At 62.5% G+C, this 24080-nt stretch carries 10 protein-coding genes; 8 read left to right on the top strand and 2 right to left on the bottom strand.

What is annotated here, in order from left to right; all coding sequences use genetic code 11:
- Positions 1–15: 15 nt before the first annotated feature.
- From METAL_RS02060 to METAL_RS02085, 6 genes are all read left to right on the top strand, one after another.
- The gene (locus tag METAL_RS02060; RefSeq protein ID WP_005369160.1) at positions 16–10383 is read left to right on the top strand and encodes a filamentous haemagglutinin family protein; all 10368 of its coding nucleotides are present in this window, start codon (positions 16–18) and stop codon (positions 10381–10383) included.
- A gap of 251 nt (positions 10384–10634) precedes the next feature.
- Positions 10635–12455, top strand: a complete 1821-nt coding sequence (locus METAL_RS02065) for a DUF2341 domain-containing protein (RefSeq protein WP_005369161.1) — start codon at positions 10635–10637, stop codon at positions 12453–12455.
- Positions 12456–12457: 2 nt separating this feature from the next.
- Positions 12458–12862, top strand: coding sequence for an ExbD/TolR family protein (locus METAL_RS02070; protein WP_005369162.1), 405 nt, complete (start codon positions 12458–12460; stop codon positions 12860–12862).
- A gap of 5 nt (positions 12863–12867) precedes the next feature.
- On the top strand, positions 12868–13539 hold the full coding sequence (locus tag METAL_RS02075) for an energy transducer TonB family protein (protein WP_005369163.1): 672 nt from the start codon (positions 12868–12870) through the stop codon (positions 13537–13539).
- 145 nt (positions 13540–13684) lie between these two features.
- On the top strand, positions 13685–15514 hold the full coding sequence (locus METAL_RS02080) for a putative porin (protein WP_005369165.1): 1830 nt from the start codon (positions 13685–13687) through the stop codon (positions 15512–15514).
- A gap of 14 nt (positions 15515–15528) precedes the next feature.
- Positions 15529–16269 carry a hypothetical protein gene (locus tag METAL_RS02085; protein WP_005369167.1) on the top strand — a complete coding sequence of 247 codons (741 nt, stop codon included), beginning with the start codon at positions 15529–15531 and terminating at the stop codon, positions 16267–16269.
- A gap of 539 nt (positions 16270–16808) precedes the next feature.
- On the opposite strand, the gene METAL_RS02090 is transcribed toward METAL_RS02085, so the two are convergent.
- Positions 16809–17276: a cupin domain-containing protein gene (locus tag METAL_RS02090; protein WP_005369168.1), complete on the bottom strand. Its 468-nt coding sequence runs from the start codon at positions 17274–17276 to the stop codon at positions 16809–16811.
- Positions 17277–17306: 30 nt separating this feature from the next.
- Positions 17307–18740, bottom strand: a complete 1434-nt coding sequence (locus METAL_RS02095) for an arylsulfotransferase family protein (protein ID WP_005369169.1) — start codon at positions 18738–18740, stop codon at positions 17307–17309.
- 625 nt (positions 18741–19365) lie between these two features.
- On the opposite strand from METAL_RS02095, the gene METAL_RS02100 reads away from it, so the two are divergent.
- Positions 19366–22104 carry a TonB-dependent receptor gene (locus METAL_RS02100; protein ID WP_005369170.1) on the top strand — a complete coding sequence of 913 codons (2739 nt, stop codon included), beginning with the start codon at positions 19366–19368 and terminating at the stop codon, positions 22102–22104.
- A gap of 262 nt (positions 22105–22366) precedes the next feature.
- On the top strand, positions 22367–23320 hold the full coding sequence (locus tag METAL_RS02105; RefSeq protein WP_005369171.1) for an SMP-30/gluconolactonase/LRE family protein: 954 nt from the start codon (positions 22367–22369) through the stop codon (positions 23318–23320).
- Positions 23321–24080 lie beyond the last annotated feature (760 nt).

A 24080-nucleotide genomic window follows, 5' to 3' on the forward strand; every position in this document is an offset into this window, starting at 1 on the left:
GCAACCCTATCGGCCATGAACCAGGATTCCGCTCCCAGAACCCATGAACACGTTTTCCGGCTGAAGCCGCTGGTCACCGCGATCAGAATGCTGATCGCCGGCGGACTGGCGTTCGGGATGGATGTGCCGCTGGTGCGCGCCGAATTGCCGGTGCCGCTGAACACCGGGCCGCTGACCCAGACGCCGGTCGATATCGCGACCCAGGGCCAGGCGACCGCCCAGATCGCCGGCAACGCGTTGAACATCAAGCAGATTACCGACAAGGCGACGCTGGACTGGAAAAGCTTCAACATCGACGCGGGCAGCCGCGTGCGCTTCGACCAGCCCGGCGCGACCTCGATCGCGCTGAACCGCATCCATGACCTGAGCCCAAGCCGGATCATGGGCTCGCTGCAAGCCAACGGCCAGGTTTATCTGGTCAACCAGAACGGTTTCGTGTTCGGCAAGGATTCGCAGGTCAACGTCAACTCGCTGGTCGCGACGACGCTGGGCATCAGCGACGAAACCTTCCAGCGCGGCATCACCAAGGTCTTCGATATCGACAACAGCGCCGCGTTGCAGGGCAGCGGCGAGATCTACCTGAAAAACGACCTGGGTCAGTACGTGCGCGACCAGCACGGCGATAAGGTCAAGATCCAGATCTTTATCGAAAACGGCGCGCAAATCAAAACGAACGGCGCCGGCGGCCGGGTGATCATCGCGGCGCCGAGCGTGACCAACGCCGGCACGATCGAAACCCCGGACGGCCAGACGATCATTGCGGCCGCCCAGGACAAGGTTTATCTACAGGAAGCCGGCAGCGATTCGGACATCCGCGGCCTGCTGGTCGAAGTGAATAAAGGCGGCGAAGTCGACAATCTCGGCAAGATCATGGCCGAACGCGGCAACGTCAGCCTGATGGGCTTTGCGGTCAACCAGAAGGGCATCGCTTCGGCGACCACCTCGGTACAATTGAACGGCACGGTCAGGCTGCTGGCGCGCGAAGGCATCCAGAACCCTGCCTCGACAAGCGGCAAGCTGCTGCCTGCGGCGACGGTCCGGACGGCCGACTCGGGCGACGGCCTCGGCACCCGGGCGACCGTGACGCTGGGCAAGGGCAGCGTGACCAGCGTCGAATTGGATGCCGATAAAACCGCGACCGCGATCGACGCCCAGGCGCAGCCGCGTTCGAAAATCGAAATCAGCGGCCATCAGGTCAGGCTGCAGAGTCAGTCACTGGTGCAGGCGAAATCGGGCAACGTATCGATCCAGGCGGTGGACAATCCTGCCAATCCGGCGATCAAAGGCAGCGCGCGGATTTACCTGGAAAAAGGCAGCAAGGTGGACGTGTCCGGCGTCAAAAACGTCAGCCTGGCGATGGAGCGGAATGTCGTCGAGGTGGAACTGCGCAAGAACGAACTGCGCGATTCGCCCTTGCAGCGCGACGGCGTTCTGGCCGGCGAGACGGTCTCGGTCGACCTGCGCGATGCCGATCTGGTCTACGATGCCGAGACCGGCGCCCTGACCAAGGCCAGCATCCCGATCGCCGACATCAAAGGCGCGGTGGACCGGATCGCGCGCAACATCGACGAGCGCAGCACCTCGGGCGGCACCATCGATCTGAAATCGAGCGGGGATATCATCGCGAAGCAGGGCAGTACGCTCGACTTCTCCGGCGGCTCGGTCAGTTACCGGGACGGTTTCATCAGCACCACCAAACTGGTTTCGGGCAGCGAGATTTTCGATATTTCCGAAGCCGATCCGAACCGCCTTTACGATGCGGCTCTGTTCGGGGACCGGATCAAATACGCGCCCTGGGCGATCCGCCAGCGTTTGCCGGCGGCTTCGCTGACGCGGCACTTCGAGGCGGGCTATGTCGAAGGCAAGGCAGGCGGCAGCCTGAACATCAGCGCCTATGAAGCGCGGCTGGACGGCACGCTGAACGGCACTACGATCGACGGCCCCTACCAGCGGACGCCCGACCAGCGCACGCCGGGCAGCACGCTGAACATCGACCTGAGCAACGACAATCTGTTCGGACGCCAGGACATCGTGTTCGCAACCGCGCCGGTCTTGTCCGGCTTGGGCGAGGACGACCCGCTGCCGCGCAAAGCCGAAGGTTCGGCCGAAGCCGCCGCACTGGTTCTCGATCCGGGCCTGTTCAAAAGTGGCGGCATTCGGAATGTCGACATCAAAACCAACGGTTCGATACGGATCGACCAGGGCGCACAAATCGAGATGGCGGATCACGCGGCGCTGACCCTGGAATCGACCGGGCTCGAAATGTTCGGATCGATTACCAGCCGCTCGGGCGAGGTGACGTTCAAACCGATCGAACTCAGCGCTTCGGGGCTGCTGCCCAGTTTTATTACCCTGGGTTCCCGCGCTTCGATCGACGTCAGCGGCTTGTGGATCAACGACTGGCTGAACGTTCGGAACGGCAAGCCTTTGACGTCCGTGCCGATAGACGGCGGCCATGTGTCGCTGATCACCGAGCAGGGCGATTTGCGCCTCGAACAGGGCAGCCGGATCGATGTCAGCGGCGGCGCCTGGTTCCAGACCGACGGCTCGCTCGCGGAAGGCAAGGGCGGCACCATCGATTTGCTGGCCCAGACCCATCAGGGCGGCGGCAAGATTTCCAATCTGCTGCTCGACGGCAGCCTGTCGGGATGGGCGCTGCATGACGGCGGGCGTTTGAACATCAGCACCGGCGCGGTGGTGATCGGACCTGCCGGGGCCGCGTCCCAGCAATCGAATTCCGGGGTGACGCCGCTCGTGCTGCAGCCCGGCTTTTTTCAGCAGGGCGGCTTCGGCGATTATTCCGTCACCTCGAATTATGACGGCTTGACGGTGGCGGACAACGTGCAGGTACGGCCTTTGCAGAGCAATCTGCAGCTCAAGAGCGACGCTTACCTGAAGCCCAGCGGCGCTTCGCTGAAAAACGTCGCGTCCGCGGTTACGCTGCCGGAGTACCTGCGCACTCCGACCGGTCTGACGCTGTCCGTGCGCCAGTCGGCGAGCCAGGACCGTAACGCCGTGCTGAATGTCGCCAAGGGCGCGGCGATCCGGGCGGACATCGGAAGCACCGTCACCTTGAATTCGGACACTTCGATCTTTCTCGACGGCACGATCGAAGCGCCGGGCGGCCAAATATTCCTGACCCTGGACGTGCCGACCGCGGGCGACAGCGGATTTTTCGCCTCCCAGGGCATCTGGCTCGGCGCCGAAAGCCGGCTGGCGGCGCGCGGCGTTTACCGGGCCGAATTGAACCCCTACAACTTGCGCATGGGCGACGTGCTGCCCGGAGGCCATGTCAAGCTGACCGCGAACCGCGGCTATATCGTGGCCTACGCCGGTTCCGAGATCGACGTTTCCGGCACGACCAGTACGCTCGATTTCCGGGAAGTGCAGGCCAGGGGAACCGACATCAAGGTGGTTTCGAAGGCGATTGGCTCCGCCGGCGGCACGATCAGCCTGAAAGCCGGCGAAGGCATCCTGGCCGACGGCGCGTTCAAGGCGCAGGGCGGCAAGGGCGCCGGCGGCGGTACGCTGGCTTTCGAATTGGACGGCGGCCTCCGGCAGAAACCCGAATTCCCGATTCCCGGAGGCGGCTTTCCGGACGACCAGGCGGTCTCCAAGCCGCGTACGCTCGAAATCGCGGCGGACTCGGCCGCCTCGATTCCGGCCGAATTGCGTCCGGGCGATGCGGTCGGCGCCGCCTACAATGGCCGTGCCTTGCTGAGCGCTGATCGACTAAACGCCTCCGGTGCCGCGTCGCTGTCGTTCAAGACCGATGCGGCCGCCGGCAACCAGTATACCGGCAGCATTCTGTTCAAGGGCGACGTCAGGCTCGATGCGGCCAGAAGCATCGTGTTGGACTCGCCTACCCTGAAAACCCAGGACGGGCAGGTGACCCTGAACACCGCTTACGCCGCGCTGGGCTCGACGCAAAGCCGGCTGGATACGCCGTTGGGCGACGGTTCGTTCGTTAGCAGGCTGGCGCCGGAGGCGGTCGGCGGCAGCGGGCAATTTACCGTCAACGCGAAGGGCATCGATCTGGTCGGCGGCTTGAGCTTCAACGGTTTCGGAAACGTCAAGCTGGCCAGCGAGGGCGACGTGCGCGCGGTGGGCATCCGCATCCGGCGCGACACCAAGGATTTTCTCGGCGAACTGAAGCTGGCCGGCGATTTGACCATCGCGGCGAGCCAGCTCTATCCCGCCACGCTGACCGACTATACGATCAATGTGAGCGGCGGCGACCGGACCGTGCGCATCGAAAGCAGCGGCGGCGCTTCGGCGCCGGTGCTGTCGGCCGGCGGCAGTCTGACCGTCAATGCGCCGAACATCGTCCAGGCCGGCGCGCTGAAAGCGCCGTTCGGAACGCTGGCGCTGAACGCCGAACAGACGCTGGAACTGGCGCCGGGCAGCCTGACCTCGGTGTCGGGCGACGGGTTGACCGTGCCGTTCGGCCAGGTGTCGGGCGGGATGAACTGGCTGTATCCGCTGGATACGACCGGCGCGATCAACAGGCTGATCGATACGCCGCCCGAGAAACGGCTGACGCTGACGGGACAGGACATCGCGATGCGGGACGGCGCCAAGGTCGATTTGTCCGGCGGCGGCGACCTCTACGCCTACGAATTCATTCCGGGCCCCGGCGGCAGCACCGACGTGCTGAATCCGAACAGCGCCGGCTTTACGCAGCAGTTCGCGGTGATTCCGGGGCTCGGCAATGCGCTGACGCCTTACGATCCGTTGGAATCTCCGGGAGCCGGCCTGAACGTCGGCGACAGCGTTTACCTGAGCGGAGGCTCGGGCTTGAGCGCCGGCTGGTATACGCTGCTGCCGGCCCATTACGCCTTGCTGCCGGGCGCGTACTTGGTCACGCCCAAAGCCGGCTTCAAGGATTTGCAGCCCGGCCAAGTGCAGCAGGATTTCGCCGGCGCGACCATCGTCGCCGGGCGTTACGGTGTGCCGGGCGCCGGCATCCAGGATGCCCGCTGGCAAGGGTTCGCGGTCGAGCAAGGCGACATCGCCCGGACCCGGTCCGAATTCAAGGACTATTCGGCCAATACCTTCTTTGCCGATAAAGCGGCCGCCGAAGGCGCCGCTGCGCCGCAGCTTCCGAAGGATGCCGGCAGTTTGTCGATCGATGTCCGCAACAGCCTGGCGCTGGGCGCCGAACTCGCCGCGGCCCCCGCGCTGAACGGCCTGGGCGGGCAGGTCGACATCAGCGCCGACCGCCTCCGCGTGGTCGGCAGCCGCGACGACGTGGCGTCGAGCCCGGCCGGCACGGTCAGCCTGTTCGACGACGATCTGAACGCGCTGAATGCGCCGAGCCTGCTGCTGGGCGGCGTGCGCAGCAAGGAAAAGGGCGGGCAGCGCGTGAGAGTGTCAACACAGACCTTGAACGTGGCCGGCGACGCGCGGTTGAGCGGCCAGGAAATCGTGCTGGCCGCGCGCGACCAGCTCAAACTGGAGAGCGGCGCCGTGGTCGAGAGCGCCGGCAATACGGGCAAGGCCGGACCCGATCTGCTGGTGGACAATAAGGGCGCGGCCAACAGCGACGGCGCCTTGCTGCGGGTGTCTTCCTCGCCGCAGGTGAACGTCGTCCGCGATAAGGCGGTGACCGGCAACACCGGCACGCTGACGGTCGAAGACGGCGCGCGGCTCGCGGCCGGCGGTTCGATGCTGCTCGATTCGACCCGGAATACCGTGTTCGACGGCGACATCGACATGCAGGGCGGCTCCCTGGCCTTGAAGTCGAGCCGCATCAGCCTGGGCGAAGCGCCCGCCGATACGCCGGGCCTGGTGTTGTCGAAAACCGCGTTCGATCTGGACGAGTTGCAGTTGATCAGCGCGACCGACCTGGATATTTACGGCGCGGTCGGGATCGACGCGAAACGGCTCCAGATCGGCGCGGCGGCGATCAACGGCTTCAATAACGCCGGTTCCACGGCCGAGTTTTCCGCCGACAGCATCCGCCTGTTCAATGACGGTTCCGCTTCACAACACAACGGGACCGGCGCCGGCAGCCTGGTGTTCAATGCGCGCGAGTTCGAGCTGGGCAGCGGTGCTTATGCGGTCGACGGATTCGGTCAGGTGACCGTGAATGCCGCCGAGGCGGTGAAGGGCGCGGGTCAGGTGCTGGACCCCGCGACCGGCAACAGCAGCCTGTCGGCGCCCGGCACCTGGCGCGTCGACGGCGACCTGGCCCTGAACGCCGGACATTTCATCGGCGACGCAGGCGCCACGACCGCTATCGACGCCACGGGCCATCGGGTTTCATTGGCTTCGCCGGCCGGCGCGGAAGGACTGGCTTCGGGCGGGCTGGGCGTCCGCTGGTCGATCACGGCCGATGCGATTGACAGCAGCGGCCGTTTCGATCTGCCTTCCGGGATTCTGGAGCTGAATGCGCTGACCGGCAATCTGGATTTGAACGCGGGCACTTCGATCGACGTGTCCGGCCGGACCGTCCCGTTCGACACACTTACTCGCTTTTCGCCCGCGGGCACCGTGATGCTGGCTTCGGCGCTCGGCAACGTCGCTTTGGCCGGCGGAGCCGAAATCCGGTTGGCCGGCGCGGCGAGCGACGGCGAGCAGGCCGGCGAGCAGGCCGGCGACGCGGGCCTGCTCGATGTCCGGGCGGCCCGAGGGCAATTTTTCTGGAACGGTCTGGTCAGCGCGTTGGGCGGCGAACTGGCGAATGCCGAACAGCGTGCGGGCAGTCTGCGCCTCGACGTGAAAACTTTCGGCGACGGCGGCTTTTCGGACCTGAACGCCAAACTTGCGGCGGCCGGATTTGCCGAGGAAGTGTCTCTGCGCCAGCGCAGCGGCGACGTGAACATCGCCGCCGGCGATACCGTGGCGGCGCGCCAATTCAATCTTTCGGCCGACCAGGGCAAGGTGAGTCTGAACGGAACGCTCGACGTGAGCGGCAGCCAGGGCGGCGACGTCACGATTTACGGTAGAAACGGCATCGCGCTCGGCCCTTCCGCCCGCATCGACGCGAGTTCCTCCGCTTCGGGCGCGGAAGGCGGCCGCGTCACGCTGGATACCGTGCACCGGGACGACGCCGGCAGCGGTCTCCTGGATCTGGCCGGCGGCGCGATCGAGCTGGCCGGCGGCGAAGGCGGGCCGGGCGGCTCGCTGCATCTGCGCACCGGCCGGGATGCGGACAATACGGTCAACGTGGCCGCGCTCCATACCGCGATCACCGGCGCGGACCCCGACCGGGCCGTGCTGGAGGCCGCGCGCGTTTACGACGGCCAAACGACGATCACCGCCGCGAACATCGCGTCCTGGAAGGCGGATACCGCCGATTTCATGGCGCATGCGCCCAGCTTGCAGGATTTCTCCGGCGCCGGCATCGCCCTGCTGCCGGGCCTGGAAATCCGCGGCGAAAACCTGACGCTGGCGGATACCTGGGATCTGATCGACTGGCGCTACGGCGGCGGCAATGCCTTGCCCGGCTTTTTGACCCTCAGAGCCGGCAACGACCTGAACGTCAACGCCTCGCTGACCGACGCTTTCGCGACCGATTCGATTCCGGGCCAGACCAACCGGGTCTACCAGGACATGCTGCAAGCGGGCAAGTCCTGGAGCTATAACCTGATCGCGGGCAACGACGTGAATCTGGCCTCGTCCTATCTGGCGCGGAATCCTTTGACGCCGAATTCGAGCACGCCGGTCAAAACCCAGGTCAAGGTGCGGACCGGCACCGGTTCGATCGCGATCGACGCAAGCCACGACATCCGCTTCGTCAGCGATCCGTCCGACGCGACGGCGGCCGCGGCGGTTTACACGATCGGCACGACCGCCAAATACACCCGGGATCAATTGCTGAACGGCGAAGTGCCCGGCGTGCCTGCGCGCCTGGCCGGCGAGAGCGACGCGGATTACCTGAACCGCCTGGACCCTGCGTTGATGGACGAGCTGCTTCGCTTCGGCTATCTGGACGAGACCCGGATCGGCACGCTGTTTCAAAAAGCCGAATTCCCGACCCAGGGCGGCGACATCCAACTGCGCGCGGGCGGCGACATCGACGGCGTGAATACCGGGCAGAAAATGACCGACTGGCTGGTCCGGAGCGGCACGCTGGCGGACAACAACACGCCGACGCTGTGGGGCATCAACGTCAGCGGCGACCGCAGCAATCAGACCGGCAGCACCCCTGCCGCCAAAGGCATCCGCAACTTCAACCAGAACGTCGGCGCGCTGGGCGGCGGCAACGTCACCGTCGAAGCCGGCGGCAATATCCGCAATCTGTCGGTGATGATCCCGACCACCGGCAAGCCGCTCGGCACGGTCGGCTCCGCGCCGAACCAATGGCTCAAGAACGGCATGGCGGTCAACGGCGGCGGCGATCTGGCGGTGACGGCCGGCAACGACATCGTCGGCGGCGAATTTTATACCGGACTCGGCACCGCCGCGCTGAAGGCCGGCGGCAGCGTGGCGGCCAACGCCGCCGGAAAAGGCGCGGTATTCGAACTGGGCGACGCCCGCTTCGCCATTCAGGCGCGCCAGGACATCAACCTGGGCGGCGTCTACAACCCGACCGTAACGAAACAGACGCAGTTGGTCGGCGGCGAGTCGCGGTTTTTCACCTATGGCGCCGGCAGCGCGGTCGAGTTCTTGTCGACCGCGGGGAACATCCTGTTCCAGAACAACGCCGGCACCGGCTTCGAGTATTCGGTTTATCCCGGCACCGTCAAAGCGGCCGCGCTGTCCGGCGATATTTCGATCAACAAATCGATGACTCTGTTTCCGTCCGTCCAGGGTCAACTGGAGCTTTTGGCCGGCAGGAACGTCCGTTCTTCGGCGGTCGCCGGCGAGACGGTGGCGGTGAACATGTCCGATGCGGACGTGTCGCTGCTGCCGGACAGCCTGTCGCCGGCCCGGTCGCTGGAAGGCAGCCTGAAGGACGGCCTGATCAGGGCGCAGGAGCGGCTCGATCCGTTCAGCCCGGTGGCGAACATCATTCATGCCGCGACCCCGGTGCATCTGAACAACGGCAGCAAACCGGCGGTCGTGGCCAATCTTGGCGACATCGCCTTCGCGCCGGGCGCGCAGGTGATTTTCTTCCTGCCGAAGGCTTCCGAATTCGTCGCGGGCCGGGACATCAAGAATTTGAGCTTGTCGGCGCAGAATCTGACGAGCGGGGACGTTACGCGGATTCAGGCGGGCCGCGACATCGCCTTCAATACCCAGATCAGTCCGGACGGGGTCGTGCTGGCCAATCCGAACAAGATCGAGGTGGGCGGACCTGGCCAATTGCAGGTGCTGGCGGGCCGCAACATCAACCTGGGCAGTTCCGCCGGCATTCAGACGATCGGCAACATCGTGAATCCGGCCTTGAGCCAGAATGGGGCCTCGATCAACGTGCTGGCCGGGCTCTCCGACGCGATCGATTTCGACGGCTTCATCGAACGCTATCAGGCGCAGCCCGAATACCGCGCGGCATTGCAGGCGCTGGCGGGGCTCGGCGAAGGCGAGCAGCGCGAGCATCTGGACGTGTTTCTGAAGGTGCTGTTCGAGGAAATCAAGCAGTCGGCGGCCGCGGCGGCCGCCGCCCCGACCGGCGAACGCGCGAAGCTTTATCAGCGCGGTTTCGATGCCATTAAAACGTTGTTTCCGGGCGATCAATACGCCGGCGACCTCAGCCTCGTATTCAGCCAGATCAAGACGCTGGACGGCGGCGGCATCAACCTGGCCGCGCCCGGCGGCAAGATCGATGTCGGGCTGGCGGGCCAGCTCGCGGGCATCCGCAAGGCCGCGAACGAGCTCGGCATCGTGGTGCAGCAGGAAGGCGACCTGAACGCGCTGATCGAAAAGGACTTCAACGTGAACCAGTCGCGCGTATTCACGCTGAGCGGCGGCGATATCACGGTCTGGTCGTCGAAAGGCAGCATCGACGCCGGCAAAGGCGCCAAGTCGGCGATCGCGGCGCCGCCGCCGGTCACGATGGTCGATGAGAAGGGCAACATCGTCACGATCTTTCCGCCGATCGTGTCCGGCAGCGGCATCCAGGCGATCGGCGACGGCCAGGTCACGCTGGCGGCGCCGCAGGGGATCGTCGACGCGGGCGAGGCGGGCATCAGCGGCGGGCGGATCGTGATCGCGGCGACCGCGGTGGTCGGCGCTTCCAACATCCAGGCTTCCGGCGGCACGGTCGGCGTGCCGACCGCGCCGCCGGCGCCGGTAGTGCCTTCGGGCGCGGACAGCGCCGCGGCCAGCGCGGCGAAATCGGCCACCGACAGCGCCGAGAACAGCGGCGGGCAGGATGACGACGAGCAAAAGAACGGCCGGAAGTCGGTCGTCAGCATGATCAGCACCGACGTGGTCGGCTACGGCAACTGCTCGGTTAACGATATCCGCGAAGGCAAGCCGGGCTGCGGGATTTAATTTCCGGTTGGAGACCTGCCAGGTTTTTAAAACCTGGCAGGTCTCTAGGCCCGATCGGGGCCTGTAGAGACCTGTAGGATGTGCTGAACGAAGTGAAGCGCATCGCATCGCATCGCATCGCTCCGCGTATTTCAGGAGATTGCTCGCGAACGATGGGCTTCCTTGCGTCAGCCCATCCTACGAAGGCCGGCTTCAAGGCAAAGGCAGTGACGAAATTTAACGAGCTTTCAATTTTTAGGACTTTATTTTCGATGAACAAATCGCTTATCGGCCGTTTCCGGTTGGGAATGGCGCTTCTCCTGATCCCGTTGTGCGCCCAGGCGTGGTGGAACGACGACTGGTCATCGCGCAAACAGTTGACCGTGGATGCCGGCGCGACCGGCGCCGACATTCGGGAAACCCTGCACGACGTTCCGCTGCTGGTGCGCCTGCACGCGGGCAACTTCGGGTTTTTTCTCGACCTGGCGGAAAACGGCAAGGACCTGCGCTTCATGCTGGACGACAAGACCCAACTGAAACACCACGTCGAAAAGCTGGATACGCTGACCGAGCTCGGGCTGGTCTGGGTCAAGATGCCGGTCGTCCGCGGCGGCGAGAGCACCGACGGCTTTTCGATGTATTACGGCAACGCGAACGCGGCGGACGGTTCCGATGCGCAGGGCATCTATGACGCGAACCAGGCGCTGGTCTTCCATTTCCGCGAAGGCGAGGCGCTGCCGCAGGACGCCACCGCTTATGCGCTGCATGCGGCGTCCTCCAAGGCGGCGATCGATCCGGCCGGCTTTATCGGAGCCGCGGCGAAATTCGACGGCCAGGGCGGGATTGGCGTCAACGCGAACCCGGCCCTGGCGGTTGCGCCCGACAGCGGCCTGACCTTCAGCGCCTGGATCAAAATCGATCAGCCCCAAGGGAATGCCGTGCTGTTCGAAGCGAAGGACGCGGCCGGACGCATCGAACTGGCGCTGGAAGGCACCTCCGCGATCGCCCGCTACCAGGGCGCGGGCGGCAATGCGGCGCAAACGGCCGCGGCCGCTGTCGAGCCGGCGAAATGGCAGCATCTGGCGCTGGTCGCCAAAAGGGACGCGCTGGAACTGTACCTGAACGGCCAAAGCGTCGGCACCGCGCCGATCGAGCTGGCCGCGTTCACGCCGGCGCTGGCGATCGGCGGTGACGGGCAGGGCCGGAACCTGACCGGCCTGCTCGACGAAGTGCAGGTGGCCAAACAGGCGCGCAGCGCGGATTGGATCAAGCTGCAATTCCGCAGCCAGAGCCCCGATTTCACCGTGCTCAATTTCGGCCAGGACGAATCTTCGGGTTCGGGCGACGACCTGAATTATTTCGCGATCATCCTGCAAAGCCTGACCGTCGACGGCTGGGTCGTAATCGCGCTGTGCGGCGTGATGCTGGTGATCAGCCTCCTGGTGATGATCGGCAAGGCCCTGACCCTGAACCGGGCCCGCAAGGAAAATGCGGACTTCCTGGTGCAATACCGCAATCTTGCCGTCACCGATTTCGGCCAGCTGGATGCCGAAGAAACCGAGGAAGAGCGCGAGAACGAACAATCGGAGTTTCTGTCGGCGGTGGCCGGCAAGCACGACCATTTCCAGGGTTCGCCGATTTACCACATCTATCATGCCGGCGTGCAGGAGCTGAAGCTGCATTTCGGCGGAGCCGACACCGCGCTGAGCGCGGAAGCGCTGAACGTGGTGCGCGCCCGGCTGGACGCGGCGGTGGTGCGGGAGAGCCAGAAGCTGAACAAGAACATGGTGCTGCTGACGATCGCGATTTCCGGCGGCCCGTTCCTCGGCCTGCTCGGCACCGTGCTCGGGGTGATGATCACCTTCGCGGTGATCGCGGCGACCGGCGACGTGAACATCAACTCGATCGCGCCGGGCATCTCCGGCGCGCTGCTAGCGACCGTCGCGGGGCTGGCGGTCGCGATTCCGGCGCTGTTCGCCTACAACTACCTGTTGACCCGGATCAAGGAGGTGACCGCCGACATGCAGGTCTTCACCGATGAATTCCTGGCGATCGTGTCGCTGCGCAGCGCCGACCGGCAGCGGGGAGCCTAGCCATGAAAGTCGGAGAAGAAGGCAAAGTTTACGACGACATCAACATCACGCCGATGCTCGACGTGGCCTACGTGCTGTTGTTGATCTTCATCATCATGACGACCGCGACGGTACAGGGCATCACGGTCAACCTGCCGAAGGCCAGCAGCACCCCGTCGCTGTCGAAGCCGAAGACCAAGGCGATTTCGATCGCGCAGGACGGCACGATCTATCTCGACACCTATCCGGTTTCGATTCAGGAACTGGAAACCCGGCTCGCGCAATACAAGGCCGCGACGCCGGACCTGCCGGTCGTGCTGAAGGCCGACGCGACGATCCCGTATGAAAAAGTGATCGAGGTGCTGGATGTGGTGACCCGGCTCGAAATCGGCCAGCTCGGGCTGGTAACGCAGAAACTGGTGAAGTAAGGGCGATGGATTCACGCAAGCAATGGCTGAAACGGCTGCCCATGATCATCGGCGGCGTCCTGGCCCTGCTGATCGCGGTCGGCGTGTACTGGATTCAGGGCCTGTTCGAAAAACCGCTGCAGCCGAAAAAGCAGATCCAGCAGATCACCGTGATCCAGCCGCCCCCGCCGCCGCCTCCGCCGCCGGAACAGAAACCGCCGGAGCCCGAACCCGAGCCGGAGAAGGTCCCGGAGCCTGAGCCCGAGGAAGAGCCGCCGCCCGAACCCGACGAGGCGGAACAGCCGCCCGGCGAGGAACTGGGCGTCGATGCCGAAGGCGGAGCCGGCTCGGACGGTTTCGGGCTGGTCGGAAAAAAAGGCGGCCGGGGACTGCTGGGCGGCAGCGGCGGCAGCGCGATTCTCTGGTACGGCGGCCAGGTCAAGCGCCGCCTGGAAGGCGAGATACAAACCTTGCTGGCCGGAAGCCCGGCCGGCAAGGCGGCTTACAGCGTGCTGCTGAATGTCTGGGTCGGTGCGGACGGCAGGGTCTCTCGCGCCGAGCTGGCCTCGGGCAGCGGCAAGTCCGACATCGATCAGAGCATCCGCTCGGCTTTGCCGAAACTGCGTTTCGCGTTATCGAAAGCGCCGCCGGAAAACATGCCTCAGCCGCTGAAAATCAAGGTCACTTCGAGAATTTAAAACAGTAGGTAGGGTGGATAAGCGAAGCGCATCCACCGTCGGAAGCAAATTTGGCGGATGTGCTTCGCTTATCCACCCTACATCGAAGCAATTGGCTACGGCTCAATCTCATCGAATCAATATTCAAGCATTACCGAGAGTAACAATGATCGTTATCAGAAACACCCTGGCCGCCGTCTTGACGGGCGCCTTTCTGTCGCCTGCGTTGGCCGGCGAGAAAGAGGAACTTCTCAAACTCAAGAAACAGATGGACGGCGAGCGCGAAGAGCTGCTGGAACTGAAAAACACCGCGGAAAACCTGGTCGAACTGTTCGTCGAACAGGGCCTGCTGGACAAGCAGAAAGCGGAACGGCTGATCAATAAGGCAAAGGCGAAAGCGCAAACCGAAGCGAAACAGCAGCTGGTCCAGGAGCAGGAGCAGGCGGAGGAGCCGTTGGCGCACAATGCCGCGGCCGCAGGGCCGGGCGTCGGGACCGGCAACGGCAAATCGGTGTTTGTCGGTTATGTGCCCGAATTCGTGAAGGAAGAAATCCGCCAGCAGGTGCGCGCCGATTTGAAAAACGAAGTCGTCAAGGAAGTCAAGGCGGACGCCAAGCAGGAACAATGGGGAATTCCGGGCGCCTTGCCGGAATGGGTCGCGAATACCAAGCTCAGCTTCGACATGCGCATCCGCGGCGCCGACGATTTTTTTCAGCCGGATAACGAGCCGCTGCTCGATTATCTGTCGATCAACGAGGAAGGGGGGCATCTGGCTGCGCGCAATAAGGGCCGGGAATATTTGAATACCACGAAGGACAGGTTTCGGTTTTCCGAACGCTTCCGTCTCGGCCTGGACATGAAGATCGACGAGCATCTGAAAGCGGGCCTCCGGCTGGCGACCAGCAATATCCGCAACCCGGTGTCCAACGATCAGGCATTGGGGAATACCGGCCAATCTTTCGAATTCGCGATCGACCGGGGATTCCTGCAATACGACTTCGTCGACAACAAAGGCAACGACTGGTTTACGGTCTACGGCGGCCGTTTCGCGAATCCCTGGGTGTCGACCGACGTGGTGTTCGATCCGGACTTGAGCTTCCAAGGGCTGGCCGGCACCTTCCGGTATCGATTCAACCAGGATTCCGCCAAAGTCAAATCGTATAAGGCGGCGCTGACCAACGATCTCGGCGGCCGCGCCGGGATCAACTTCGGTCCGCAAACGCCGGATAGTGTGTTCGCCACGCTGGGCGTCTTCCCGATCCAGGAAATCAACCTGTCGACCGCCGACAAATGGCTGTTCGGCGGACAGCTCGGCGCGGACTGGCTGGTGCGGAACGATTCGCGGCTCAAAGTCGCGGCCTCCTATTACGATTATAAGAATATTCGCGCCCGGCCGAACGCGCGCGGCAGTTTCGAGAACGATTGGACCGCGCCCGAGTTTATCCAGAAGGGCAATTCGCTGGTGCCGATTAACCTGAACGACGGTTTCAATCCGCGCTGCACCAGCGCGCAGAGCGCGATCGGCCAGGGCTGTCTGTACGGCCTGGCTTCGGATTTCAGGATATTCAACTTGACAGCCATTTACGATGTCGACTTTGCGGGCACCCATGTCGTGCTGACCGGCGATTACGCGAAAAACTTCGGCTATGACGCGGCCCGGATCGAACGAGAGTTTCCGGGGCTCCTGGCCGACAATACGGCCAAAACCAGCGCGTTCCAGGTCAGGCTCGACGTCGGCGATCCGGACATCCGGCGCTTCATGGCCTGGAACGTGTTTCTGGCCTACCGCTACGTAGAGCGCGACGCGGTGCTGGATGCGTTCACCGAATCGCTGTTCCACGCCGGCGGCACCGACGCGAAAGGCTGGTGGATCGGCGGCAGCTACGGACTGGCCAGAAATACCTGGGTCAACCTGCGCTGGAGCAGCACCGATTCGATCGATGGGCCGAAGCTGAGCATCGATACGGCCGCGGTCGACCTGAACGTACGCTTCTAACCGGGTGAGGATTTATGAATAAGTTTCCGATTTTTGCCGGAATAAGGCTTCCGGTGTCGAGCAAAGGCTGGTTGTTGTTGGCGTTCTTGCTGGTTGCGCCGTCCTGGAGCCTGGAAATCCGCGCCGCGCCCAAGCAGAACGACGCGGCGGCGCAGGCCCTGCGCAAAGCCCAGGGCATGCTGCGGCAGTTGAGCGAGGAAAAAGCCGCGCTCGAAACCGAGAAAAAAGCGCTGGCGGACGAAGCGGAAAAGCTGCGTGGCGAGGTCGCCCGGCTCGAACCGCTCAAAGGCCAGGTCGAACAATACCGGGCCGGCCTGGAGAGCTCGCGAGGCGCCAACGGCGCGCTGCAGGAACAATTGCAGCGCGCGGGCACGCGCGAGCGCAATCTGCAGGACAAGCTGAAGGAAATCGTCGCCCAGGCCAGAGCGATCCAGAACGATAACCAACTGCTGGTCGCGGCGGTTCGGGAGCGGGAGAAATGGATCGGCCAATGCGCCGAAAACAATAAGGCGCTGATCGCGGCCAACGGCGAAATGCTCGAACAATACCGGAACAAGGGGTTTTGGGACAAGCTTGCCGAGATCGAGCCGGTTACCGGGATCGGCAAGGTCGAAACCGAAAATCTGGCCGAGGCTTACCAATTCAAACTGCAAGACCTGAAGGTGACGCCGTTTGAAACTGAAGCGCAGGCGGACGCGAACGCAGACGGAGCCGGCCAGCCGCCGGTTTCCGCTCAGGCCGGCCGGAGCGAATGAGTCCGCTGCGGCGGTGGGCGAGCTGGTTGTTTTACAGCACCGGTGTTGCGGGAGTGCCCGCCCGCCAGCAGTCCGGAGGCGGCGCGCCGGACGGGATATTTATCTCGTCCGTAACGTTTTAAAGAGGGACGGACAGGGATGATGATTTTGTGTTTGCGGAGAATTTTCAAACATTGAGGACGGGGTTATAAGCCGGCCAGGCGGTAGGGTACGCTGTGCGTACCATGAGAGGTGAAAAGCTCTTGTAGGGCGGATTCGCCGCCAGGCAATCCGCCATCACATTCAGCGATCCGTCATCCTGCGGCGGAACCCGGCAGCGCCGGTCCCGCCTTACGGATTGGCGTTTTGCTGTCGCGAAAACGCCCTACAGCTTTTCTGTTTCAAATCCAGCCTTGAACTCCGAGGCTTGCGTTTTACAGGACGGGTATCTAACGGCGAGCGCGCGCGTGGAAACTATGAGAGGGAAGTTATTATCGACCGAATCCTTAGTGAGTTCCTTCCGTGGGCCGAGGCAAATCCCCAGCCCGTTTTTTTGTCCGTTATTTTTTCGGCGCGGGCGTGGAGGTGGCCGGTCCCATCCCGACGATTTGAAGAATCGTATCTTCGTCCTTGGCCCCGTCGTAATGGACTTCATTGCCGTAGTGAGTGACGAAGCTGCCCGCCGGCACTGGCTTTAAATCGTCCGGATTATAGTCGCTGCCGGTGCCGACCCACCAGGTGCCGGAAAGGACCGTAATGAACCGGTCGTGCGGATGCGCGTGCGGCTTGCTGTTGTGATGGGCTTTCCATTTATTCAGCACCACGTACAGGCCGGGTTTTGAAGGATCGCCGACCAGCACCGCGGTTTCCGAGCCGCTGGGATTGGCGACCCATTTGATCTGGTCAGGCAGTTTGATCGATATGGCCTTGGGATCGAGGTCGGCGGCGGCCGCGGCGCCAACGCACAGGGACAGGCCGATTGCCAGCAGGCGCCGGTCGGGAATGGAGGGGCGGATGATATGAAACATCGGATTCTCCTGACAAGGGATGTGTGGGGATCAAGGTGCGGCGGAAATGCGGAATTGAGCCGGATCCGGCGGCGTCACGGCCTTTTCGCTATGCGGCGTGCCGGCCGGCACCCAAGCGTAAGGTACCGGCTGCCCCCGGTAGAGCTGGCGGTTGATGGTTGCCTTGCCGGTCACCGGGTCTTTCCCGACTTTGGCGTAGGGATTGACGTATTCCCAGACGATGTCGCCGCCGGGCGTCACCTGAAACAATCGGCCGCTCTGGCCTTCGTCGATGAAGGTATTGCCGTTCGGCAGGCGGCGGGCCGCGCTGATATGCGTGCTGCGGAACGACCAGGCCGGCTCGCCGGAGCTTTCGCCGCTGTACTGCCAGACGATCTCGTTTTTGACCGGGTCGATTTCCAGTACCCGCGAGCCGCCGGTTCTGGGCACCGCGGCCGGCGGGTAGCCGGCGACGCCCTGATTGTCGAATACCAGCAAGTTGCCGGCGCCGGGCAGATCTTCCGGAATGATGTGGGCGTCATGCTGGGCGCTGATCTGATCGACCGGCCTCGGCACCTGGCGGGGCAATTGGCCTTCGAGCGTCGCGTCGGCATAATGCGGCCCCAGTCGCCAGACGATTTTGCCGGACTTCCGGTCGATGATCGCGATGAAGTTGGCGTTGCGGGAGTCGAACAGCAGATTGCCGGGCGCGAAGCGCTTGTCGCCGGCCGCGAACCAGCGGTTCGGTCCGACCACCTTCAGGTTGTTCACATGCAGATAGTCCGCGATCGGCGCATTCCTGACCAGCTTCAGTTCGGCAGGCGTAAAGCCGAATGCTTGCAAGTGTTCGGAAGCGACCCATCTCCATACCACCTCGCCGGCCGGATTGACTTCGTAGATTACATCGTCCAGCACCTGTGGCTGTTTGAAGCCTTTGATGGGATGGACCCGATTGGCCAGCACCACGGTATTGCCGTTCGGCAGCCGGGCCCAGTCGTGATGTTGTTGCGCGGCGCCGCCGGGCGCCTTTTCGCCGAAACGCCATACCGTATTGCTGTCCCAATCCAGTTCGCCGATGGTCTTGGCGATGCGCCGGTTGATCTGGCCCGGCACCAGGCTCGTTCCCTGGCCCTCGGCTGTTTCCAGCGTCACGAACACATGCCCCAGTTTCCCGCCGTTCACGGCCGGATCGATCAGCGTGCTGTGGCTGGCGGCGTCTTTCCATTCGTGCACCGGATTGCCGTTCATGTCGATCAGGCGGGCGACATTGTCGCCGCCGGTAAACAACACGAAGCTGTTGTAAGCGCGGGCCGGGTCGTAGAAGGTCGTGCCGGTCGGATAGATGCTGGGCGCAGCGGAGACCGCGGCGGCAACGAGGCCGCTAGCCAACAGGCAAGCGGCATGACGCCGCACGTTTTTTGCAAGGCCGGACGCATGAAAGCGCGTCCGCGTCGGAGCGGGATTTGATTCGGAAAATGGAGTCATGTCGGGTTAGGGCGAATGGCCGGGTTGTTGATCGATGAGCTTCCGGATTCCAGCAAGTTTTATTCCAGCATCTTTAAACACAACCTTCAGTTGTAGGGTACGCTGTGCGTACCATGAAGGGTGAAAAGCCCCGTAGGTTGGGTTAGCGAAGCGTAACCCAACACTCGAAGCCGAATCCTGTTGGGTTACGCTTCGCTAACCCAACCTACGGGACTTCAGTTGTAGGGTACGCTGTGCGTACTATGAAGGGTGAAAAGGTACGCACAGCGTACCCTACGGGGCTCTGCATGCCGGATGGGATATTTATCCCGTCCGTGGAAGCACCGCAAGGAAAAGGCTGCTGGCTGAAGTACAGATCGTCAGCAGGGCATGTGGACGAATCAACAGCTTCAGATTGTGATTCAGGCGCTTTCCGAAGCGTGCTTCGCGTTTTTATAGAATTGAAAAGCATTTGAATATCATCGGGTTATTCATTTTTTACCGGCAGGAGGCGATCCTGCCGCAGTCCTTGGCATACGGCTTGCGTTAAGGCTTGGTAATGGCCAAGGCATCGTATTCCCCGGGAACGGAACGGTTTGCCTTGCCTGAGAACGGATTTATCAACGTTTAACGCATAGGTGAATGAGTGAAAGAACATGAAACGGGCGTATTTTCAGTAAGCGCCGAACGACAGGATGTGCCGCCTTCGATCAGCCGTCGGCGCAAACTGGCGTCTTCGGTGGCGCTGGCGGTTGCGGGCGCTGCACTGCTGGGGGCTTACGATGTGTCCGCTGCGCCGGCGGACGAAGCCAAGAAGGCGGCGGGAGGCGAGCCGTCCGTTGCCGAGCTGAAGGCCCAGGTCGAACGCCTGACGCGGGAGCTGGAAGCTTCCAAGCAGCGCGAGCAGGATTTGATTGACCAGGGCGCTGCCGAAGCGCCGTTGGATACGCCGGTGGCTGCCGGCGCGGTGGCGGGAGGAAACGGTCAGGGCGAGGCGGTGGCGGCGGCCGAGCCGCAAGCCGAAGAGGAGAAACCGGAAGAGCCCAAGAATCTGGCCGAAGTGACCGTAACCTCGCGGCGCAAGGAAGAAAAACTGCAGGACGTGCCGATTCCGATCGCGGTGATCGGCGGCGAGCAGATGAAGCGGGACAACATTGTCAGCGTGCAGGATTTTGCGCGCCGGGTGCCCAACCTCGGTGTGACCAATACCAATGCCCGGCAGACCAGTATCGCGTTGCGTGGGTTGGGCAAGAACAGCGGCAACGAATCGATGGAGTCCAGCGTCGGCGTGATGATCGACAACGTCTGGCAATCGTGGGTCGGCTCGACCTGGGTCAACTTCGCCGATATCGATCATGTCGAGGTCTTGCGCGGTCCGCAGGGAACGTTGCAGGGCAAGAACAGCAACCTGGGCCTGATCAACGTGGTCAGTCAGACGCCCAGCTTCAAGTCGGGTTATTACGCGGACGGCTTTGCCGGCAACCGTAATTCCCTGCAGGGCAAGTTCGGCGCGACCGGCACGATTTTGCCCGGCTTACTGGCCTACCGCGCGTCCGGCTATATCGACAAGCGCGACGGCTGGGTCCAAAATCTCGACGTCGCCGTGACCGACGGCAAATTGCAGGAAACCGATTCGATGGGCGGACGTCTCCAGTTTTTGCTGACGCCGAGCGACACGCTGTCGGCGCGCTTCATCCTGGATCGAACCTCTTCCACGCAAAGCATGAGCGTGAATCCCAACATGCTGGATCCGGCGACCTTTGCGGACGGCACGGTTCGCCCGACCACCTACAGCTCCCGTCTGGCGCGGGACTGGTTCGATGTCTTCGAACGGTCCGGACAGCCGATCACGGTGATCGGCGATCCCCGGAAAGTCGCGCAGGACAATAAACTGAAATCCCGCGCCGATAGCGAGGGCGTGTCCGCCGAAATTAATTGGGACGTGCTGGGCCACCGCTTCACCTCGGTTTCGGCCTACCGGAATTCGCTGTTCGAACCGCACCATGACGGCGACCGGTCGGTGGCCGACATCATGCGGATCGGGGGGGTGACCGTCGATAATGAACAGTGGTCGCAGGAGTTTCGCATCGCCTCCAAGGAGCCGGGGCCGATCGATTACCAGGCCGGCGTCTTCACGATGCGCAGCGTGGCGGAAACCCTCAGCCAGAACCATTATGGCGACGACGCGGGCGCTTTTTATGCCAGCAACGCGCAATACGGCCGGCTGAATTCGACGGCCGTGGGACGGCAAATGATGTCGGCGTCGATGCGCGAGTTGATGGATACGGCCTATCTGAATCCCGCCACCGACAGTTACGCCGCCTACGGGCAGATCAACTGGCATATCACCGACGCGGCGACGCTGACGCTGGGCTTGCGCGATACGTTCGAGCAGCGTTCCAACTCGGGCAACCATTACGCCATCGGGGGCGCCGATTTGACCGCCTTGGCTTCCTCGATCGGCGCAACCGCGCAGAACCTGACCGATGCGCTGGCGATTCGGAGCGGACAGATCAAACCGAATTGGGTGGCCGCGCGGCAGGGTTTCGACCAGAACTCGCAAAACTGGCTGGTCAATCCGAGCTATAAAATCACCGATGACATCATGGCTTATTTCTCGGTCGCAGGCGGCCAGAAATCCGGCGCCGCGCAATTCAACGCGAATACCGGCGAGGTCGAAAACGTCGATCCGGAAAACGTGATGGATTACGAATTGGGGATCAAGAGCAGCTGGCTGAATAAAACGCTGGTGTTCAACCTGAACTTGTACCAGACCGATATCGAAGGCTTCCAATCGCAACTGGTCATACCGGACGAAGTGCGGCCCGGCCAGTTCAGGACCCGTTTGGGTAACGTCGATGGCATCCAGCTGCGCGGCATCGAGCTGGAGTCGAGCTGGGACGTCACGCCCGGCCTGAATCTGTTTATGAACGGTTCGTACAATCACGCGATTTATACCGACTTCAAGAACGCGCCTTGCCCGCCCGAGGCGAACAAGGCGGTTTGCGACCAGACCGGCCTGACGCTGCCGAATGCGCCGGCTTTCACCGCCAACTTCGGTTTCGATTACCGGGTGCCGTTCGGTTTCGGCGTCGTCGACGATTATGGATTGCAGTGGCACGCCTATATGGTGGACAGCTTCAAGTCCGCGGCCAACTATAACGCCAGCCTCTCCGCATCCGGCAAGCAGCCGGCCTATCACGTGACCGACGGCGGTATCGGCCTGGGCACCAAGGACGGCAAATACAACCTGGATCTGGTCGGCAGGAACGTCTTCGACACGATCTATTTGACCAACTCCAGCAACTGGTCCAGTACCGGCGCTTCCACCGGGACTTACGGCGATGCGCGTTATTACGGGGTGCATTTCCGGGCCAAATTTTAACGCTGGCGGACCGGGCGGCGTTATGCCCGGTTCTGTTAAGGAGGCTCTGATTAAGTCCGGGAAACCTCCTTCGGGCAATGCCGTTATGTCAATGGGCCGTAGGGTGGATAAGCGAAGCGCATCCACCACACAATCGCCGAATACGCTTCGCTTATCCGGCCTACGGGAATCCTTAGATTTAACGGTCTTGCGGAAGAAGGGGACTTTATTCAGCGTTTCCTTGAGCTTGAGACTAAACGTAATGCAATTTCAGGAGAATTTCATGTTATTCAAATCAATTTCCGCGTTAGGGATTTTATTCGCTGCAACTGCCGTGCAGGCCGACGATCCGGTCACGCCGGCGATACCGGGCGTCGCGGCCGGCGGGGTGGTGATCGAACTGATCAAGGACGGCTTCAAGGGCACCGAAGGGCCGATCGCGCATCCCGACGGCAGCCTGTTGTTTACCGAAACGCAGGCCAACAACATCGTGCGCATCGCTCCCGACGACAAGGTGTCGGTGTTTTTGAAAAACTCCAACGGGTCCAACGGACTGGCCTGGACGCCGGAAGGCGAACTCGTTGCGGTGCAGGTGGCGAAAACCCAGGTCGGCGTTGTCTACCCCGTCAACAAGAAAAAGACCCTGGCCGAAAAATTCGAAGGCGCGGCATTCCAGCGCCCGAACGATCTGGTGCGCGCCAGCAACGGCGGCATTTATTTTACCGACAGCGGCACGCGGCCGACGAAGGAACAGCCCAATCCGCCGCCGTCGCATCCGGGCGTGTTTTACATTAGCCCGTCCGGCGAATTGAAGCGGCTGGCCAACGATATCGAACGGCCCAACGGCATTCAATTGAGCAAGGACGAAAAAGTGCTGTATGTCGCCAATACGCCCGGCGAACATATCCTCGCCTACGATATCGCCGCCGACGGATCGATCGGGAATCGGCGCAACTTCGCCAAGCTGGAAGGCTGGAAGCAAGGCGAAGATAAAACCTGGTCCAGCGGCGCCGATGGTTTGGCTCTGGATGATGAGGACCGGCTGTATGTGGCATCGAATGCCGGCGTCGAGGTGTTCGACGCCAAGGGCGCGGCGCTGGGCGTGATTCCGATTCCGAATAAGCCGCAGAATCTGGCCTTCGCGGGTAAGGACAAGAAAATCCTGTATGTGGTCGGGCGCGGCGCCGCCTACAAAATCCCGCTGCTGGTGCAAGGCATCGGCAGCCGGGCGAAGTAAGCCGCCGGTATCCCTTCGTTTTAGTCCCGTAGTGTGCTCCTGACGGGTCAAGGATTGATTCCTTGGCCCGTTTTTTTTGTTGACTGCAGGTTTCGGGATGATCTTGCGAATGCCTGAAGGATGCATGGCGATAAGTTACACCGTTTGCCGGTATCTCTATCTGAAGCGGGGGAGCCGTGCAATACCATGAAGTCATGGATGTTGCGTAGACCGGGTAAGTCAAGCGCACTTGTGCTCTTTGGGGTATCCGGCGATTGCGTGGCGGATGCGCTTCGCTTATCCACCCTACACCCATCCTACGACCCTACATTCTTACAGTCGTACCCATCCTACGGCTCTTGTAGCGCTTGTAGGGCGGATTCGCCGTCAGGCTCCGCCATTGCTTTGAAGCCTGCTGGCGTTTTGTTATCGCGAAAACGCCCTACAGCTCTGGAGGCGATCAAGTGGGTATAGCGTTGTGGGAGCGACGCTTTCGTCGCGATGCTCGATGGCCGTTGATATTGAAAACCTTATGGCGGAACCGCTAGACCCCTTATGGCGGAACCGCTGGCGCGTTCCGCCCTACCCATTCTGCATTCTTGCAAGTCGTACCCATCCCACGACCCTTGTGAGCGGATTCGCCGAAGGCAATCCGCCATCAGGATGGCAAATGGTGTTTTGCTATCGCGAAAACACCCTACGGTTCTGCAATTTTCGGTGAGCCGGTCTGCGCTAAGGTCTTGCTAGCCGAGCAGCAGCCGGTGTTGTACGGCTGTTGGTA

Origin of the sequence: Methylomicrobium album BG8, assembly GCF_000214275.2 — a bacterium.
Lineage (GTDB): Bacteria > Pseudomonadota > Gammaproteobacteria > Methylococcales > Methylomonadaceae > Methylomicrobium > Methylomicrobium agile.

Excerpts from the sequence above, each read along its gene's own strand:
- METAL_RS02095 (WP_005369169.1), bottom strand. The coding sequence starts at position 18,740 with ATGACTCCATTTTCCGAATCAAATCCCGCTCCGACGCGGACGCGCTTT.
- METAL_RS02105 (WP_005369171.1), top strand. The coding sequence starts at position 22,367 with ATGTTATTCAAATCAATTTCCGCGTTAGGGATTTTATTCGCTGCAACT.
- METAL_RS02090 (WP_005369168.1), bottom strand. The coding sequence starts at position 17,276 with ATGTTTCATATCATCCGCCCCTCCATTCCCGACCGGCGCCTGCTGGCA.
- METAL_RS02070 (WP_005369162.1), top strand. The coding sequence starts at position 12,458 with ATGAAAGTCGGAGAAGAAGGCAAAGTTTACGACGACATCAACATCACG.
- METAL_RS02080 (WP_005369165.1), top strand. The coding sequence starts at position 13,685 with ATGATCGTTATCAGAAACACCCTGGCCGCCGTCTTGACGGGCGCCTTT.
- METAL_RS02065 (WP_005369161.1), top strand. The coding sequence starts at position 10,635 with ATGAACAAATCGCTTATCGGCCGTTTCCGGTTGGGAATGGCGCTTCTC.
- METAL_RS02075 (WP_005369163.1), top strand. The coding sequence starts at position 12,868 with ATGGATTCACGCAAGCAATGGCTGAAACGGCTGCCCATGATCATCGGC.
- METAL_RS02085 (WP_005369167.1), top strand. The coding sequence starts at position 15,529 with ATGAATAAGTTTCCGATTTTTGCCGGAATAAGGCTTCCGGTGTCGAGC.
- METAL_RS02060 (WP_005369160.1), top strand. The coding sequence starts at position 16 with ATGAACCAGGATTCCGCTCCCAGAACCCATGAACACGTTTTCCGGCTG.